This window comes from Phycisphaeraceae bacterium, from assembly GCA_019636675.1.
GTDB lineage: Bacteria > Planctomycetota > Phycisphaerae > Phycisphaerales > UBA1924 > JAHBXC01.
Genome location: JAHBXC010000003.1, coordinates 423,009 through 440,964 on the forward strand (window position 1 = coordinate 423,009; position 17,956 = coordinate 440,964).

General features: G+C 68.5%; 14 protein-coding genes. 7 read left to right on the forward strand and 7 right to left on the reverse strand.

Annotated features, from left to right (window positions below):
• Window positions 1-121: 121 nt before the first annotated feature.
• The 7 genes from KF684_12010 to KF684_12040 all read left to right on the forward strand — a co-directional run bounded on the left by KF684_12010 (window position 122) and on the right by KF684_12040 (window position 11,931).
• Entirely contained in the window at window positions 122-1,753 is a 1,632-nt protein-coding gene (locus KF684_12010) for a hypothetical protein (protein ID MBX3353647.1), read from the forward strand.
• A 303-nt stretch (window positions 1,754-2,056) separates the two neighbouring features.
• Entirely contained in the window at window positions 2,057-2,746 is a 690-nt protein-coding gene (locus KF684_12015) for a hypothetical protein (GenBank protein ID MBX3353648.1), read from the forward strand.
• Between the two features lie 142 nt (window positions 2,747-2,888).
• A complete protein-coding gene (locus KF684_12020; GenBank protein MBX3353649.1) occupies window positions 2,889-5,639 on the forward strand; it encodes a hypothetical protein in 2,751 nt (916 codons plus the stop codon).
• A 72-nt stretch (window positions 5,640-5,711) separates the two neighbouring features.
• Entirely contained in the window at window positions 5,712-6,533 is an 822-nt protein-coding gene (locus KF684_12025) for a prepilin-type N-terminal cleavage/methylation domain-containing protein (protein MBX3353650.1), read from the forward strand.
• A 14-nt stretch (window positions 6,534-6,547) separates the two neighbouring features.
• Window positions 6,548-8,143, forward strand: a complete 1,596-nt coding sequence (locus KF684_12030; GenBank protein MBX3353651.1) for a HAMP domain-containing histidine kinase — start codon at window positions 6,548-6,550, stop codon at window positions 8,141-8,143.
• On the forward strand, window positions 8,079-9,602 hold the full coding sequence (locus KF684_12035; protein MBX3353652.1) for a sigma-54-dependent Fis family transcriptional regulator: 1,524 nt from the start codon (window positions 8,079-8,081) through the stop codon (window positions 9,600-9,602). The genes KF684_12030 and KF684_12035 overlap by 65 nt, the downstream gene beginning before the upstream one ends.
• 520 nt (window positions 9,603-10,122) lie before the next feature.
• Window positions 10,123-11,931, forward strand: a complete 1,809-nt coding sequence (locus tag KF684_12040; protein MBX3353653.1) for a hypothetical protein — start codon at window positions 10,123-10,125, stop codon at window positions 11,929-11,931.
• 97 nt (window positions 11,932-12,028) lie between these two features.
• Here KF684_12040 and KF684_12045 read toward each other — a convergent pair whose 3' ends face one another.
• From KF684_12045 to KF684_12075, 7 genes are all read right to left on the reverse strand, one after another.
• Window positions 12,029-12,499: a 6-carboxytetrahydropterin synthase gene (locus KF684_12045; GenBank protein MBX3353654.1), complete on the reverse strand. Its 471-nt coding sequence runs from the start codon at window positions 12,497-12,499 to the stop codon at window positions 12,029-12,031.
• A 50-nt stretch (window positions 12,500-12,549) separates the two neighbouring features.
• Complete coding sequence (locus KF684_12050) at window positions 12,550-13,314, reverse strand: 7-carboxy-7-deazaguanine synthase QueE (protein ID MBX3353655.1); 765 nt, start codon at window positions 13,312-13,314, stop codon at window positions 12,550-12,552.
• Window positions 13,311-14,063: a 7-cyano-7-deazaguanine synthase QueC gene (gene queC, locus KF684_12055; protein MBX3353656.1), complete on the reverse strand. Its 753-nt coding sequence runs from the start codon at window positions 14,061-14,063 to the stop codon at window positions 13,311-13,313. Before queC ends, KF684_12050 begins: the two co-directional genes overlap by 4 nt.
• 114 nt (window positions 14,064-14,177) lie before the next feature.
• Window positions 14,178-14,774: a guanylate kinase gene (gene gmk / locus KF684_12060; GenBank protein ID MBX3353657.1), complete on the reverse strand. Its 597-nt coding sequence runs from the start codon at window positions 14,772-14,774 to the stop codon at window positions 14,178-14,180.
• A gap of 28 nt (window positions 14,775-14,802) precedes the next feature.
• Window positions 14,803-15,330, reverse strand: coding sequence for a hypothetical protein (locus tag KF684_12065; GenBank protein MBX3353658.1), 528 nt, complete (start codon window positions 15,328-15,330; stop codon window positions 14,803-14,805).
• A 268-nt stretch (window positions 15,331-15,598) separates the two neighbouring features.
• A complete protein-coding gene (locus KF684_12070) occupies window positions 15,599-17,407 on the reverse strand; it encodes a hypothetical protein (protein MBX3353659.1) in 1,809 nt (602 codons plus the stop codon).
• The coding region (locus KF684_12075) for a hypothetical protein (GenBank protein ID MBX3353660.1) at window positions 17,373-17,956 on the reverse strand (584 nt) is incomplete at its 5' end. The genes KF684_12070 and KF684_12075, both read right to left, overlap by 35 nt.

Here is a 17,956-nt window from a genome sequence, read left to right on the forward strand (position 1 = left end):
CAGCGTGGATGATCTGTTAGGCGTAAAAAATAACTTGCACCCCGCCCCAACTTGTGCGATGATGCCCTTCCCGCGGCCATTCGTTCCGGTCGTGGTTCGCCGCTGGCTGGAGAGGTCGCCCATGTCGTATGTCCTTCGTTCGTCTCGTGTTGCGCGTGTTTTCCCGGTGTGCGCCCTGCTGGCGGGGCTGAGCGGGGCGGCGGTGGCCGCGTTCCCGGATGACCCCTCTGTCAACCTCGGGGTTGCGGTCAAGCCGGGGAGCCAGACGGTGCAGAAGGCGGCCACCATGGCCGACGGGACGACCTGGGTCGCGTGGTTCGACAGCGCCGAGGGGTCGTTCCGGGTGTATGCGCAGCTGTTGAGCCCCACGGGCGAGAAGGCGTTCGCGGAGGGCGGGCTGCTGGTCTCGAGCGCGCCGCAGTCGACCTCGCTGGTGGACTGGGACATCATCGCCGACGCGAGCGGGGCGGCGGTGCTGGTGTTCACCGACACGCGCGACGGGGACGATCGCGACGTGATCGCGCAGCGCGTGCTGCAGGACGGGACGGCGGTGTGGGGTGTCAACGGGAAGCAGATCTCGATCAATACGGACTTCGAGGCGGCGCCGCGGGTCGTGCAGGATGCCGACACCGGCGAGTACCACATCTCGTGGCTGCGCTCGGACACCGCGCGCGGCATCTATTACCAGCGTCTGGACGCGAGCGGGATGGAGCAGGTCGCGGTCGGCGGCGTGCGGATCGCGGGCGACGGCGTCGAGGGCCCGGGCTTCCACACGAAGGTCGCGCACCCCGGCGGCGGGTTCATCATGGTCTATGTGCGCGACACGCGCACCTTCGCGTCGCCCCGCCATGTGTACACGCAGCGCTACGGGACCACCGGTGGGCCGGTCTGGAACATGGGCAACCCGGTGATCGTGTCGAACGCGTCGGCGATCCCCATCGCGCAGTACCCCCAGATCGCGCTCGCGCCCGACGGCGGGGCGGCGTTCGCGTGGAGCGATTCGCGCGAGGGGCCTTCGCGCGTGTTCGCGCAGCGCGTGGACGCGAGCGGCGCGGCGCAGTTCGCGGCCAACGGGGTGTCGGCGTCGACGCGCGCCGATCGACTGCAGTTCGAGCCGGCGATCGCGTTCGTGGACGACACGCTGGACCTGATGCTGTTCTTCAACGATCGCAACGGCGCGCAGTCGATCCGGGCGATCGGCGTGCAGAAGTTCGACGAGAACGGCGCGAGGACGCTGTCGGACTTCGGCGTCGAGGTGCTGCCCTTCGACGCGATCAACAAGACCGCGCCGCGAGCGGTGAGCGCCGAGGGCGGCGCGACCATGCTCGTGACGACCGAGGAGGGCTTCGCCCTGGCCAACATCGTCGCGGCGCGGGTCGACGCGATGGGGCAGTTCGTGTGGGACAACGGCGGCGTGCGCACGGTGTCGAACGCGCCGGGCTCGAAGAGCCGCCTGCTGGCGACGACCGACGCTTCGGGCGTCGTGCGCGCCGTGTGGGAAGACGGGCGCAACGACCAGGGCGATGTGTTCGCGCAGAACATCAATCCCGACGGCACGCTCGGCGCTGGCGCGACCGTGTGTCCGGGCGACACCAACGGCGACAACGTCGTGAACTTCGCCGACCTCAACGCTGTGCTCAGCGCCTTCGGACAGAGCGGCGCCGGGATCCCCGGCGACCTGAACGACGACGGCGTGGTGAACTTCTCTGATCTGAACATCGTGCTGAGCGAGTTCGGGTCGACCTGTCCCTGAGTCGGCCCGCAGGGGTGGGCTGGGCGTCGGTCTGATTCCTCCCGCGCGAAGCGACGGGGTTGGCACTCTGAATTCCCCTGCAACGCGGCAGTGCGCGCTCGCATCGGCGTCGGCGATCGGTGCGGCCCGATCGTGCGGGCGCCGTTCGGGCACGCGCGGGGCGAACGGGCGTGGCTTCCGGGGGATTTCGCTGGCCACTCGGCGTGTGGGCGGCGCCTTAGGTGGTGGCGGCGCGATTCGGCGCCGGATTCCGCTTGGAGAGATGACCGGGCCAGCGCATACTGGCCTGTGAGGAGATCTGCCGTGAAGACCGCCCCGACCCTGACCCACGCTCTTTCCCTCGTCGCCCTTGCCCCGGCGCTGGCGATCGCCGCGCCCAGCAATGTGAGCCAGACCAACAAGTTCGCGTGGTCGGAGAACTGCGGCTACCTGAACTTCCGCGACGCGGGCTCTCCGTCCGGTGCGCAGGGCGTGGTGATCGGCGCCCGGTTCCTGTCCGGGTTCGCGTGGGGGGAGAACATCGGGTTCATCAACTTCGGGGACGGGACGCCGACGAACGGGGTGTCGTACGCGAACATCGACGGGACCGATTTCGGGGTGAACATCGACCCGGTCACCGGGGATCTCACCGGGCTGGCGTGGGGCGAGAATGTCGGGTGGATCAACTTCGACACGCGCGCCGCGCTCGCCGGCTTCGGCCAACAGGCCCGGGTCGACACGGGCGCGAGCCGCCTTCGCGGGTACGCGTGGGGCGAGAACATCGGGTGGGTCAACCTCGACAACGCGCAGGTGTTCGTCGGCTTCGTCCCCCAGTGCCCCGGGGACACGAACGGCGACGGGGTGGTGAACTTCGCGGACCTGAACAACGTGCTGTCGACGTTTGGGCAGTCGGGTGCGCCCGGGTTCACGGGATCGGACCTGAACAACGACGGCGTGGTGAACTTTGCGGACCTGAACATCGTGCTTTCGAACTTCGGCGTGAACTGCGGCTGAAGCCCCTGCCGGGCGTTCTCTCCGGACCTTGCCCCTCTTTGTCGGAACCCATGTCGCCCTTGCCGGGCGATTTTTCTTGACACCACCCCCGGACGAGGGACACTGCAGAGGAATCAGTTCCCGATCACTGTTGGGGTACACCATGCGTCAACGCGGTATTCGTTCGGTCCTTCCCCTGGCTGTCTGCGCGGTCGCTGCGTGCTCGTCGTGGAGCGTGGGCGGGGTTTCGCAGGGGGATGCCGCCTTCGTGTTTGATGGCGAGTTCCGGTCGCGAGGGGGGCTGACATTTTCGTTCTCGCGTGCGTCGGCGGCGAAGGACCCCGAGGGCAACAGCGTGGGTGTGAACGAGCCCCGGTTCGGCCTGCCGCGACTGCTCGCGCCGACTCCGATCCCCGAGACGGTGCGTCAGACCTCCAACCGCACGCTGGTGCTGGGTTCCGGCCTCGATCATGACGGCGTGACGCCCTTGCTGATGGTGTCCGAGGGGAACCGGCGCTATCTGGATGTGTTCTGGGTGGCGGACGACGCGCTGCTGGAGGCGGAAGCGACCGGCGACGGTCGGGTTCGCACGGTGATGACCCGGCCCGGAGGTGGGAGTCTGATCGACCTGATGCGCGGCGGCGTGGAGGGGCGCGCGTACTCGCCCAAGGCCGGGACGATCTGTCACGGTCTTCTCGTGCTGATGTGCGAGGTTTCGCACGAGACCGAGGTGGACGGGTCGAGTGTGTGGCTGCCCGGTTCGATCGCGATGGTGATCTCTGCCGACCGCGGCGAGACTTGGCAGGTCGTGTACGAGGAGCCGGTGGACCAGCTGGGCAACGACCGGGTGCGTGAGTGGTCGATGCAGAACTGGTGGCCCTTGGTCAGGGGCGAGGCGCCGACGGAAGCGTGGTTCGCGGGGGCTGACTATCGGCACCAGGCGGGCACGGGGCAGGAGCCGCCTCTGGGCGGCGCGGTGTATGTGTTCCGCGCGACGCGTGCGCAGGTCGGGGCTCCCTGGGAACTGGAGCCGGTGGTGCGCCCGATGATCATCACTGACGGGCCGAATTCGCATGTGCACGCCGCGGGAGTGATGCCGTTCGGGAACGGGGGCATCCGGGTGTTTGCCGGGATCGGCGACTCGCTGACCTACCAGCGGATCGTGAGCGCGACGCTCGAGGACGCGTCGTCGTATCACTCGGCGCAGGCGTGGGACTACAAGGATGATTACCACGGCTCGTTCGGGACGCGCGGGCTGCAGTTCGTGGGCTGCGCTCCCGGGCCTGACCCGTACAAGGCGATCCTGGGATCGGACGAGAACGGCGACCAGATCGTGATGCTGCAGGCGGACGACGACGCGGATTCGCGAGCCGATCTGCGTCACCTGTACGGGTTCGGGCTGACGAACGCGACGGGCTCGCGGAACTTCGTGATCCGCACGCCGACTCCCGAGCTGGGGGGGCCGTATGTCTCGAATTTCGAACCGGGCAACAGCACGCTCGCGGCCAGCGCGAAGCGTCTGCAGTTCTCGCCCGACGGCGAGCGCTGGGCCGAGGCCTGGTGCCCAGCGACGGCGGCGATGCCGTCGGCGGCGGTGCACGGGAATCACATCTATGTTGATTCGCGCGTCAACAGCGCGGGCATCCGGCGCATCCCGGTCCCCGAGACGCTGGAGATCCGTCCGCTGCTGCTCAGCTCGGGCGTCGAGAACAAGGCGACGGCGTCGATGAGCCCGCCCTTGCCGGCGGATTCGGCGAATGAGCTGACGCTGCTGGACGCGGCGTCCGCCGCGGCGCTCGATTCGCCGACCGACGGCCCGGTGTATCGGATCGGGTCGCTCGCGAACGGGTCGTCGAACCTGGCGCGGTTCCGCCCTGTGGCGCAGGGCACGCAGCACGCCTTCGGCGCGGTGGTGCTGCGGTTCTGGCTGAGGGTTGAGGGCGCAGAGGGCGCGCAGGTGCTGATCCGCCGGAACACGCCTGGGTACCCGGCCGGGCCCTGGTTCAGGTATCCCCTGCAGCAATCGGCGAATGTGTGGGCGCCGTTCGTGCTTCGCGATACGCCCTTCCCGGGCGAGTGGGCGACGATGGAGTATCAGGTCCATTCGTCCAGCCCGAGCGATCCGTTCGTGTGCTACCTCGCGGTCGACACGCTGACGAGCGATGGGCCGCTGACGGGGCTGAGCGTGCCGCCGGAGCAGACCTACGCGAGCGAGTTCGCGTCGGTGGGCTCGTTCCCTGCGCTGGGCGACGAGTGGTCGGTCACGCTGTCGGGGCACGCGCTCGAGTACCTGTGGGACTCGGTGAGCACGGGCGGGTACGAGTATCCGCTGGCCCGGATCGTGTCGGACGAGTTGAATTACATCGAGTTGATTGCGCGACCGACCTCGCAGGACGTCCTGGTGCGCCCTGTCGTGAACGGGCAGGCCCCCGGATTCGGCGCGATCCTTCCGGGGACCTGGCTCAGGGGTACGCAGTTTCGGGTGAGCATCGCGCGGAAGTCTGACGGGCAACTCGAGTTCACCTCGAGCATCGGGCATCGGCTGATGACGCAAGGGGTTATCCTGGGCGAGGCCCCGCTTCCTCCGGTGCGGATCGACTTCTGGGGGGGGCCGCAGGATCAGCCCGGCGCATTCGCCTGGCACGGTGGGCGTGTGGACGCGCGAGCGCTCACGCAGCCCGAACGCTCGGCGGTCCTCGCGACGCTGTCGTGGCTGGACATCCGCGGCGTGGAGTGCCCCGGGGACACGAACGGCGACGGGGTGGTGAACTTCGCGGACTTGAACAACGTGCTGTCGACCTTCGGGCAGTCGGGTGCGCCCGGGTTCACGGGGGCGGACCTGAACAACGACGGCGTGGTGAACTTTGCGGACCTGAACATCGTGCTTTCGAACTTCGGCGTGAACTGCGGCTGAAGGGGGCCGACGGGCGCGAAGGGCCCGGGAAGGGGCTTGCCTACGGCCGATGAGTGTGCGAGTATCGCCTGCGTGAAGACAACCATGCCGCGGTCCCCGACGACCTCGGCCTTCATCACGGCGGGGCGTTGCGGTTTCACGGGCTGTGGGCGAGCGCGGCGGGCCCGCGCCGGCTTCACGCTCGTCGAGCTGGCGTTTACGGTTTCGATTCTGGTGCTCTTGCTGGCGGTCCTGATGCCCTCGCTGGCGTCGATCGTGCGGAAGTCGCATGATCACCTGTGTCAGACCTCGCTGCGCCGGGCGGCGTTCGATTTCACGGTGTTCGCGCAGGAGCATGGGACGCGTCACAAGGCGACCGGCGATCGCGGGTTCCTGCTGACGGACTTCATGGCGGCCGAGTACCGGGTGATGGAGTATTGGGGGCACGCGGAAGACGGCCCGGCGCGCGCCCCGATGAGCGATGTGTTCGGCTGCGCGCGGGTCGAGGCCGTGGCGACCTTCGACCCCGGGGCGACGTGCATCACGAAGGCGGTCGGTCCCGGCGCGAGCGTGAGCTACGCCTTCAACGCGCGCCTGGTGCGCGCGGAGCTCGGGGGCAACCGTGGGTTCTCGACGGTGGCCGAAGTCCGGCTCGCGCCGTCGATCGTGAGCGCAGGGCGCGTGCCGCTGGTCTGGGACTCCGACGGCGGTGCGGCGGAGCGCGCGGGCAAGAGCGCGCACTTCGGCGCGCCTCCGATCAGTCCCGCCGGCCTGTATGGTGATGGCTCGCGCTGGTTCCCTGCCAGGCGTCATTCCGGCACGATGCAGGTTGGTTTCGTGGACGGGAGCGTGGGCATCTCTCGTGATCCGCTCCGCGAGAATTCCGCGCAGTGGGGCTTCCAGACGGTCAAGTGAAGCGGAGCATGCGCATGGGCTTTCGCGAGTCGTTGCTGGTCAAGTTTGCGATTCTCCTGGGTCTGTTCGCCCTGACGATCACGAGCGGGCTGGGCGTCTCGATGGTGTTCAGCGGGATCCGCGAGAGGCAGATCACAGGACCGTTCCGCGCGATGACCTGCGCGCTGAACGACCTGTCCAAGCTCGAGCAGCACATCGCCATGCTCGAGCGAGCGGTCGGGCACGCGGGGCTGGAGGGGGCGGTGGCGCCCTTCGAGCCGCGTGCGGCGGCGGCGCTGGAGTCGCTCGACAGGACGATCGAGTTCGCGAGGGGTTCGGAGGAGATCGAGTCGACGATCGGCGTTTCGGCGCTTCGTCAGCTGCTGCGGCTGATCGAGACGGCGTCGTCGACGTCGCGCGAGAGTCTGGCGCGACCCCACGACGCGGAGGCGAGGGTCGCGGCGCTGCACGCGCTGGGCGGGGTGCGCGATTTCGTGCATGTGATCGAGTCGAGCGTGCTGATCGACGCGTCGCGCGCCTTGGAGTTCGGCGAGGAGATGCGCCGCGCCCAGGTGTTCGCGCTGCGTGTTGGGCTGTTGTGTTCGGTCTTGATCGGCGCGCTGGCGCTGCTGCTGCTGAGGCGGTGGGTGACGACGCCGGTGGCGCGCCTGCGCGAAGCGACCGAACGGTTCGCGTCGGGCGACCTGGCGCACCGGGCGCCGGTCTCCGGGGTGGACGAGATCGCCGGGCTGACGGCGCAGGTGAACACGATGGCCGAGGCGATCGGGCAGATGCAGGAGCGAGAGGTCGAGCGCGAGCGACTGGCGGCGGTGGGTGAGATGGTGCGACGGCTCGCGCACAACATCCGAAATCCGATCTCTGGCATCCGGAATCTGGCGGAACTGACGCGGATGCGCAGCGCCGACGAGGGCGCGGTGCGTGAGATGCAGACCGAGATCATTCATGCCGTCGACCGGTTCAACCTGTGGCTGCGAGAGCTTCTCGATGTGACCAGTCCCTTGACGCTGCGTCTGGACACGCACGCTGTGGGGCACTGGATCGAGGGCGTTGTGGGGGCGGTGCGTCCGCTGGCGACGATGCACGAGGTTGAAGTCGTGGTGCGGGTGGATGATGCGTCGCTGCGTGCCGAGTTCGACGCGCAGCGTCTCGAGCACGCGCTGGTCGCGGTTCTGACGAACGCGATCCAGGCGTCGCCGCTGGGCGGGCGCGTCGAGGTCGTGGTGAGTCGGGTGAGAGAAGATTCATTTTCGTCGCGCGCATGGGAGATCGAAGTGCTCGACGAAGGGGATGGCGTCCCGGACGAGATCAAAGATCTCGTGTTCCGCCCGTACTTTACGACGAAGCCCGACGGCAACGGCATAGGACTTGCAATAGCGAGACAGATCGTGGCGGGGCACAACGGATGGATCGAGCTCTTGACCCGTTCTGCTCGCGGCTCACGATGTGTTGTGCGGATTCCAGCCGAACCGCGCGCCCAGTCCGAGCCGAAACCCATGGCCGAAAGAGGCCACACGGCTGAGATAAGCCGAAGGGAACGGGTGAATCGTGGCGAGCATTCTGGTCATCGAAGACGAGCGGAACTTACGCGTCACGATCCGTCGGGGCCTTGAGCTCGCGGGTCATGTCGTGTCCGAAGCGACCACTCTTTCGGAGGCGTTCGCCCAGACGAAAGACCGTGAGTTCGACGCGGTCCTCACGGACGTGAACCTCTACGGGCAGTCCAGTCTGGACCTTGTGCGCCAGTTGCGCGCCGACGGGTACGAGGGGGTGGTCGTCGTGTTGACCGCCTTCGGCACGGTCGACAACGCGGTCGAGGCGATGAAGGCCGGCGCCGACGACTATCTGCAGAAGCCGATCGGGATCGAGGAGTTGACGCTTCTGCTGGGCAGGTCGCTGGAGATCCGGCGTTCGTTGTCGCGTCTGCGCCTGTATCAGCGCCTCGAGCGGGTGCGCGCAGGGGGTGATTCGGACGAGGCGCTGGGGCAGTCCGAGCCCTGGCGGCGCGCCGTGCGTTTCGCCGAGCGTTTCGCGGAGCTGCCCCTGCCGACGCCTGGGCCGGCGGGAGCGCCGGTGTCGCTCGATCTGCCGACGATCCTGCTTCTGGGGGAGACGGGCACGGGCAAGGGCGTGCTGGCGCGCCATATCCACGCGGCGGCGCCCGGGATGAGCGGGAAGGACCCTCCACCCTTCGTGCACGTGAACTGCGCCGCCCTGCCGCAGTCCCTGATCGAGTCGGAGCTGTTCGGGCACGAGCGCGGCGCGTTCACCGACGCGCGCGACAGCCGTGCCGGGCTGTTCGAGATGGCCGAGGGCGGAACGATCTTCCTCGACGAGATCGGGGACATGTCGATCGCGGTGCAGGCCAAACTACTGACGGTGGTTGAGACGGGCCGATTCCGGCGTCTGGGCGGCCAGCGCGAGCGCACGGTGCGCGTGCGCATCGTGGCGGCGACCAACCAGGACCTGAGCGGGCTGACGGCGCGAGGCGTGTTCCGGCAGGATCTGCTGTACCGGCTCAACGCGCTGACCATCCGTCTGCCAGCTTTGCGCGATCGGGGCGAGGACTCTGTGCTGATTGCGCGGCGGACGCTCGCCCGGCTGGCGTCGCAGTACGGGCGCAGCGAGCTGTCGTTCGACGAGCACGCGCTCAGCGCGATCGCGCACCACGACTGGCCCGGCAATGTCCGCGAGCTGCTCAACGCCGTGAAGCGGGCGACGGTTCTGGCGGAGGGCCCCAAGGTCAGCGCGAGCGATCTGGGGCTGCGCCCCGTCGAGCCGATGCGCGAACTGCAATCGCCGCTCAATCTGGAGAGCGTCATCCGGATCTCGAACAACGGGGTGGTGAGAAACCCCGACGCGCTGCGCTACGACTTCAGCGCCGGTCCCCTGGACATCGATCAGCTCGAGCGACGGTTCCTGATCGAGGCGATCAAGGCCGCCCGGGGCAATGTGAGCAAGGCGGCTCGGATGGTCGGGCTCAACCGCGGCGCGCTGCGCTACCGGATCGAGCGTCTGCAGCTCGAAGGCGTGCTGGATGAGGCCTCGGCGCGCGGCGGGGACGCGGACTGATCCGCCCGCCCATCCGACCCCCACACCCGGGGCAACGCCGCCCGGGCGACGGAACCGGCGGGTCGGGTCGCTCGTATCGGAGTGGGCCTCGGTTCCCTTCCTTCACACGCCTGCCCCGGCTTCGCTGCGGGGGCGGGCGTTTTCGCTTGTGCTCCGACGGAGGCAGGCCCTGTCGATGTCCGGGTGGAGCTCCCCCGGGGCCTTTTGGAGCCCCTTGGGCTCGCGAGACGGGGTCTGGGGGTGTGGGGAATCCGGGACGCCTGGAAGCGTCCCTCGGCATCGGGAGGTCCGGGAAAGGCCAAAAAAGGCATTCTCTGGGCGAAAACCGGCGGATTTTTGTTGCGGGATCATGAAATCCGGGGTAGGTATGGTGCGTAGCGAATCGTGGAGAGGTCGCGCGCCGCGTCCCGAACGTTTTCCGTCCAGCATTGGGCGAGGGGGCCTCGGGGCGCATCGATCTGAGACAGGTTGTGATCAGGACCGTCAGCCGGAGACTTTGCAGATGCGGAAGGCAAACCACATGACTCGTTCCCCCCTCGTGCTCGCGATCGCCGCGGGCATGTCCCTTGGCGTGACCGGCGCGGCGATGGCCGCCCCGGGCGCTGCCGATCTCGGCGCCGACGGCGCTCGTCCCGTGCTGTTCGAGGGCGCGCCGCGCGACGCCGCGATGCCTCTGCCCGAGGGCTGGAGCATCAAGCGCGAGCGCATCGTGCGCATGACGGACCCCTCGCTGCTGCTCGACGGCGACAAGAACGCGGTTCTGTCGCTGAACCTGTTCGACGACCTGATCCTGACCGCCAGCGCCGAGCGGATCTTCGCCGAGGGCGTGGCTGACTTCAACTGGGTCGGCTCCGTGGCGCAGGACGAGCACGCGATCATGTCGATCGCGCGCGTCGGCGACGCGATCGTCGGCGACATCAGCAGCCCCAAGTACGGTGACTTCAAGATCCTCCCGGCCGGCGAGGGCGTGTTCCGGATCATCCAGGTCGATGTCGAGGGCTTGAACCCCTGCGGCAAGAGCGAAGCCGAGAACCTGTGGTGGGATCCCACCGCGTCGGCGTTCGAGCCGGGCAAGCCCCTGCTCCCGGCCGACCACTACCGCGATATGCCCAGCGACGCCGCCAGCTTCGTGGACATCCGCGGCACGGAGCCCGTCACGGTCGATGTCCTCATCCTCTGGACGCCTCGCGCCCAGCTCTCGACCGGCTCCGAGGCCGCGATGCAGGCGGCCCTCGCCAACTTCATCAACAACACCAACACCTCGTACATCAACAGCGGCATCGACCAGCGCGTCCGCCTGGTGCACTCGCAGCGCACCGAGTATGTCGAGGCCACCGGCAGCAGCGGCACGCCCATGGGCACCGACCTGTCGCGCCTTCGCAACAACGGCGACGGCATCATGGACGAGGCCCACACCCTGCGCAACCAGTACGGCGCCGACCTGGTGCACCTGGTGTCCGGCGTCGCCAACGGCGCCTGCGGCATCGCGTACCTGCTCTTCCCGGGCGGGAACTCGAGCAACGGCTTCGGCGTGACGGCCTACTCCTGCGGCTGGTCGACCTTCGCTCACGAGCTCGGCCACAACATGGGCTGCGCGCACGACCGCGACAACGGCAGCAGCGGCTATCGCTGCTGGTCCTTCGGCTATCGCACGCCCAACGCCCAGTGGCGCACCATCATGGCGTACGCCCCCGGCACTCGCATCAACTACTTCTCGTCTCCCGACGTGACCTGGAACGGCTTCACGATGGGCATCGGCACCACGGCCTGCCCGTCCACGACCGCCGCCGACAACGTGCGCACCATGAACGAGACGCGCAACGTCGTCGCGAACTTCCGCGCGAGCACCGTGGGCAACCCCCCTCCGACCGACTTCTCCGCCGTCGCCCCGGCGAACAACGCCGTCGGCGTCGCGCTCAGCGGCTTCGGCATCCAGTGGCAGCCCGCCCAGTTCGTGCAGACCTACGAGGTCATCATCGCGACCAACCCGGACATGGTCGATCCCATCATCACCGCCCCCGGGCTCACCACCAACGCGTGGCCCGTGCCCCCCGGCACGCTGCAGCACGGCACGCGCTACTACTGGTCGGTCATCGCGACCGGCACGGGCGGGCAGAACACCATCAGCCCCGATCCGTCCACCTTCGTCACCCGCCCCTACGCCGACCAGAACGGCGACGGCACGGTCAACTTCAGCGACCTCAACCTGGTCCTCTCGCAGTTCGGGCAGAGCGGGTCGAGTCTCATCGGCGACGTGAACCGCGACGGCACGGTCAACTTCTCCGATATCAACGCGGTCCTCAGCAACTTCGGCAACACGCCGAACTGAGCGATCACGCTCGGGTTCATCCGATCCTTTTCGCGGCCCCGGCCTCTCGCCGGGGCCGCGTCTTTTTTTGGTTGTCCCGGGTCGCCTCGCGCGTCGTTCAGGACACGCCGTACTCGGCCCAGCTCGAGGGCGTCTCGCCCACGCGCACGCGTTCGAGCCGGACGCCCGGGGGGAAGGCGTAGCGCACGCCGTCCTTGGGGTCGGTCATCGCCTCGCGTCGCGCGAGGATGCCCGAGAGGTGGTCGAAGATCAGCTTCGCCATCGCCTCGGTGGTCGGGTCCTGGTTGTCGAAGGCGACGAGGCGCTCACCGGCGAGGGCGCGCAGCTCCGGCGCCCGCGGGTCGGCGCTGTTGATCGCCATCGCGTGGTCGAAGCGGTCGATGAACCCCTGCACCGCCAGCTTGATCGCCTTGAAGTCGCAGACCATGTCGCGCTCGTCGAGCGTCGCGCTCGAGAGGACGACCTCGACCACGCGCGTGTGCCCGTGGGGGAAGCGGCACGCGCCGGGGTGCTTCGAGAGCAGGTGCCCGCTCTCGACGGTGAACGATTTGCAGACCCGATAGACCAATGCGAACAACGCTCCGAGTGGGTGGGCGACCGGCTCGACCCGGGCTCTGGTCAGGTTCCGCGGCGGTTCCCGAAGAGCTCGATGTGGAGCCGTTGACAATAGCGCCAGCCCCTGTCGACGCACGCCTTCGCCACCCAGCCCTGCCTGGCCGCGATCTCCTCCCGGGTCCGACCCTCGGGCATCAGCAGGACATCGGTCGCGTCCCAGCCCTCCAGCCGGTCGAGCAGGGCCTGGATCTCGACGAGGTCGCCCGGGTCGGTCACGACGAACTTGAGCTGCAGGTCGCGCCCGGACGCGCGCTGGCGCCCCAGCAGCGAGCGCAGCGCCGGCAGGTTCACGCGCCGCGACTCGTGCATCGCGTGCTCGCGGGGGAAGGCGACCGGGTCGGGGGCCGAGGTCGACAGTTTGGGGCTGACGCTGAGCAGGTCGCAGGGCGCGCCGGGGGCCGGGTCAAGGGTCCCAGCGGTCTCGACGGTCACATGCATCCCGGCCTCGCGCCCGAGGCGCTCGCACAGATCGACGGCGTGTGGGAAGAGCAGGGGCTCTCCCCCGGTGACGACGGCGTGGCGCACGCCGCCCGACGCGATGCGCGCCGCTTCGCCGATCAGGTCATCGAGCGCGCGAACGGTCTTCTCGGGCGACCAGCTCGCGTAGGGCGTGTCGCACCACGCGCAGCGCAGGTTGCACCCGGAGAGGCGCACGAACCACGAGGGCACGCCCGTCAGTTTCCCCTCGCCCTGCACGCTGACGAAGGTCTCGGCGATGGGGAGCGTGTTCGCGTCGTTGTCGTCGCGCACGCGCAGTGGAACGCTCACGCGTCGGCCCCGTCCCACACGCGCTTGCCGGACGCGCGCACCTTGATCGCCCGGCGCACATCGAAGCGGTACTTCGTGGGGTCGGGCACGCCGGCGTCCTCGAAGCCCTTGCGTCGCAGCGTGCACGCGTCGCAGCGCGCGCAGGCGAGGCCCTGCTCGTCCGGGTCGTAGCACGAGTGCGTGAGCGACAGGTCGACGCCCAGCGCGGCGGCGCGCTTCACGATCGCGCCCTTGGAGAGCCCGGCGAGAGGGGTCTCGATGCTGATGGGCCTGCCCTCGACGCCGGCGCGCGTGCCCAGGGCCGCGGCACGCTGGAAGGCGCCGATGAACTCAGGGCGGCAGTCGGGGTACCCGCTGTAATCCACCTCGTTGACGCCGATGTACACATGCCCGGCGTCCACGGTCTCGGCGTACCCCATCGCGAGCGCCAGGAACAGCATGTTGCGCGCCGGGACATAGGTCGCGGGGATGTCGGCGCCCATGCGCGCCTCGTCGCGGTCCTTCGGCACCGCGATGTCGCCCGTGAGCGCCGAACCGCCCACGGCGCGAAGGTCGAGGCGCACCACCGTGTGCGACGCCGCGCCGATCGCCCTGGCGACCTCGCCCGCCGCGTCGAGCTCACGACGGTGTCGCTGCCCGTAGTCGACGCTCAGCGCGAACGCCTTCTTCTTCTGTTCGCGCACCGCGACCCCCAGCGCGACGGCGCTGTCGAGTCCCCCCGACAGGAGCACCACGGCGTTGCCGCTCATGACTCCGGATAGTAGACAGAGCCCGGCCTGTCCCGAACGGAGAACCGCCCGGGAGGCGGCTGGTTTCGGTGGTTCGCCGGGGCGTCGGCAGGGTTCTCGGGCGTGAGTACGCCTTCAGTCTCGCGCCCGGGCCCGCACGCCCCCGATCGCCTCGCCGATCGCCCGGTCGAGGTCGTCGTTGACAATGAAGAGGTCGTACACGGCGCAGCGGCGCGCCTCGGCCATCTCGTCGCGAGCGCGCGCGAAGCGTTTCTGGATCACCTCTTCGCTGTCGCGCTGGCGCGAGCGCAGGCGATCGAGCAGCGCGTCCTCGCTGGGGGGCAGGACGAAGAGCCCGAAGGCGTCGGGGATCTGCGACTTCACCTGCTTGGCGCCCTGCACATCGATCTCGAGGATGACCAGGCGACCCGCGCGCATCGCGTCGGCCACCGGCGCGCGCAGCGTGCCGTAGCGCTTGCCATACACGCCGGCGTGCTCGAGGAACTCGGCGCGATCGACGCGCGCGAGGAACTCGGCCTCGTCGACGAAGTGGTAGTCCACGCCGTCGGTCTCGCGCGGGCCGGGCGGGCGCGTCGTGAGCGAGACCGAGAGCAGCGAGCCGGCGAACGCGTCGTGGACGGCGCGCGCGATCGTGGTCTTCCCGGCCCCGGAGGGCCCGGAGACGATGACGAGGAGTCCCTGCTTCGCGTCGTGCGCCGTCGTGGGGGGCATGGGGGCAAGGGTATCGCCCCCGAACGCGTCACGCGTGGCCCGGGCCGGGGCGGGGGCGGGCGTCGTCGGAGTTTTCGTCCGTCGCCAGCAGCGCCAGCGCCAGGGCGAGGCGCTCCGCCGCCGCGCTGCGCTGCTTGGGGACGCTGATGGTCTGGGCGTCGTCGTGCTCGTCCAGAGCCACTCGGAAGCGCCGGGGCTCGTCGGTCTTCACGACCGTCACGCCCCCGATCGGCGCCTCGGCGACGACGCGGATGGACGAGGGCTTGTCCAGCGCCAGACGCAGCACCTCGTTGCCCGAGGCCTGCGCGTCCAGCACCAGCAGGCGCGAGTCGGTCAGCACCAGGAAGCGCCGCCTGGGGTTCATCATCGCCGCCACCAGCAGCGGGCCCACGAGCGGCGCCATGCTCAGCCCCAGCTGCAGCGTCATGGTCGCCCCGCTCGAAGCACGCTCCACCACCCCCCAGCCCACGACCGTCTCGCCCGGCAGCAGCTTGGCGCGCAGCAGCCCACGGAGCTGGAAGGGCCCGAAGACGCAATTGGCGAACCGGCGCGGCATCGCGTCATTCTTCGGCGTTCGACCCGCCCCGGATCGGATCACGCCGGCTTCGTCGCGCGAAAGGCGTTCAGGGCGGCGACGCCGAGGCGCAGAATCCGGTCAAACACCGGACAACGCGATCGCCCGCCCCCGAAGGGCCGCGCCGGGCGGAGAGCCGCTCGGCGCGTCGGCGGTCCCGTGCAAGCAAGGCGAACGCGGCGGGCGACCCGTGAGCAGCCCGCCGCCGTATGGATCGTCTCGCCAGCGCGTCAGCGGTTCTGCCAGACATTCACGCCGTTGACGAGGTACCCCACAGGTCCGTCGTGTCCGCGACGCTGTCGCCGTCAAAGTCGACGGGGTCGTTCAGCCACGCGGCGATGTCCTGCGAGCAGAGCGCCTCGTCCTGATTCAGATCGAAGTGCTCCAGCAGCCCGAGATCACAAGACCACTGCACGCCGAACTGGTAGTAAGTCATGTTCACATCCGGCGTGCCGGTCGCGTGCTTCACACGCACCTCGCCGCTGACGGGGACGATGCGATACTCGTACCCCGTGAGAAAGGCGTCGCCGCCACCGACACGAGAGAAGCGAATAACCGACTCACTGGTGTTGCCGGTCAAATAGCTCCACTCATACTGAGTAGTCACATCCGTCGCGTTGTTGAACGAGGCGCCAAGCCCCGTGCGGAGCACCGTGAAGCTGTCGCCGTCCACATCAACCGCCGTGCGGAAGCGAAGGTCTGCATGCGCGATGCCGCCCGAGAATGTCGGGGGGTCGTCGCAGTCTCCGAGGTACGCCGGAGGCCAGAGGCTGCGGATCGAGTTCGCCGCCGGGCTGCAGGCAGCCCCGAAGAAGCCCGAGTCCGTCAGACCCGCAACGCCGCCACCAACAGCGCTCGGAAGCGTGGTGTAGGTCGCCTGAGACAGGGGCGTGCTCCCGACAGTGATCACGGCTCCGCTCTCCCACACGCCGGAATCATCTTCCGCGTTGAACAAGATCGTTCCAGTGAGGCCGTTCGACGGCAGGTTGATCTCGGAATCCTCGCGGAAAGACCCTCCGATCCTGACCCCGCCAGAGAACACCATGGGGTCGGCCAGCGTGATGACCCCTTCCCGGTCCGGTCCGGCCCCGAGATCCCCGCGGATGTCGATTTGGCCGCCGGTGCTGAGCCCCTTCGCGACCAGAGAACCGACGAAATCACCAGTGCCGTTGCCCGAGTTTGTCGAGACGAGCGCGAACACATTCTGCAGTCCGGATGCCCCGATCCCGGTGTCTCCGGCAACAATGTCCGCCACGATCTCACCGGCTTCGAGACGGATGATCTCGCCGGTAGTCCTGATGGACACCGGCACGGGCTCATCCTCCTCGTCGTAGGCCACGACGGCGCCGTCCACGATCAGGCGGGTGATGCCGCCGTTCCTGACAGTAATGCTGCCATGAACATCGCCTCGCACCCACACATCGCGGACGGCCCCGCCGCCCTTGAGGTGGGTGCCGTCGAGCACTATCGGCCCCAGAATATTTCCAATGATCGTGAATGGCGAGTAGCCCTCTTCTTCAACGACGCTGACATTCAACTGCGAGGCCTCCACATCCCCGAGATCGCCTTCGATCACGCCGTCCAGGCCCAGGCCCGCAATCCCAGCGCCAGAGCGGACCTTCAGCACATCGCCGATGTTGTCTCCGAAGCGGATCTCTCCCAGCAACGACATTTGCGAGTTGTCGGTCCCGAGGGTGATCTCCTCGATGGAACGGACGCCCCCCACACCCGACACCAGCACCGAGGGTGCGTCTGTGATCTGGGGGATGATGTAGGTCACATGAATGGTCCAGCGGGAGTTCGCGCTGCAAAGCAGGACAGACGCGCGGGACTCATCGAAGACCCCGGCGTCGATGAGGATCGTCGGCGTGTTGCAGTTGTCCGCCCAGATGCCGAGAAAGGTCGTGCCGTCGTAGCACGGCGTCGCGGGCGTTGTGCACTGCGCCCGCGCCACGCCTGTCCAGAGCGTCAGAGCGGATGTCAGAACAGCGAGCAGGTGCGTCCGATTCATCAGAAACTCCTTATCAAAAACTTCGCCGCGTACGCCGGCGACGAGCACTCCATGAGAAGATCAGGAATCCGACGCCAGCCGCACCCGTGCCCGGCCCCGGGATCGCGGCGGCAAGCCGCAGCGTCTGCATGCCCGAGGTGGGCGATGCGAACCCGTAGCGGCCGAGTTCTGAGGTACTCAGCGCGAAGAACGCCTGCGACGGAACTAGCAGACGGAGATTGTGCCGGAACTCGAGCTCTCCCTCGCGCCAGGTCTCCGTCCACTCACGCCCACCGCCGACCGTGTCGAGAAGACCCCATGGGCTCTGCACATCCGGGTAGCTCCCGACATCCAGCGGCCGGTGCTGTCCGTCGGGCCACTGGTTCGGCGTGCCCCCGTTGGTCTCCCCGCCCAGCGCGGGATCGCCGGGGATCGGCGTCTGATCGCTCGAATGGCCGTAGAGCCAGTACCCGCCCTCGTCCTCACCATGGCGGTTGGGGTCGTAGTAAGTCGCCTTGAGCAGTTCGTCCATCGACGGGATCCAGAACCGGGACCCCGGCGAACGCGAGTCCTGATCGGTGCTGTAAGAGACACCTTTGGGCCCATTCGCAACGCGAC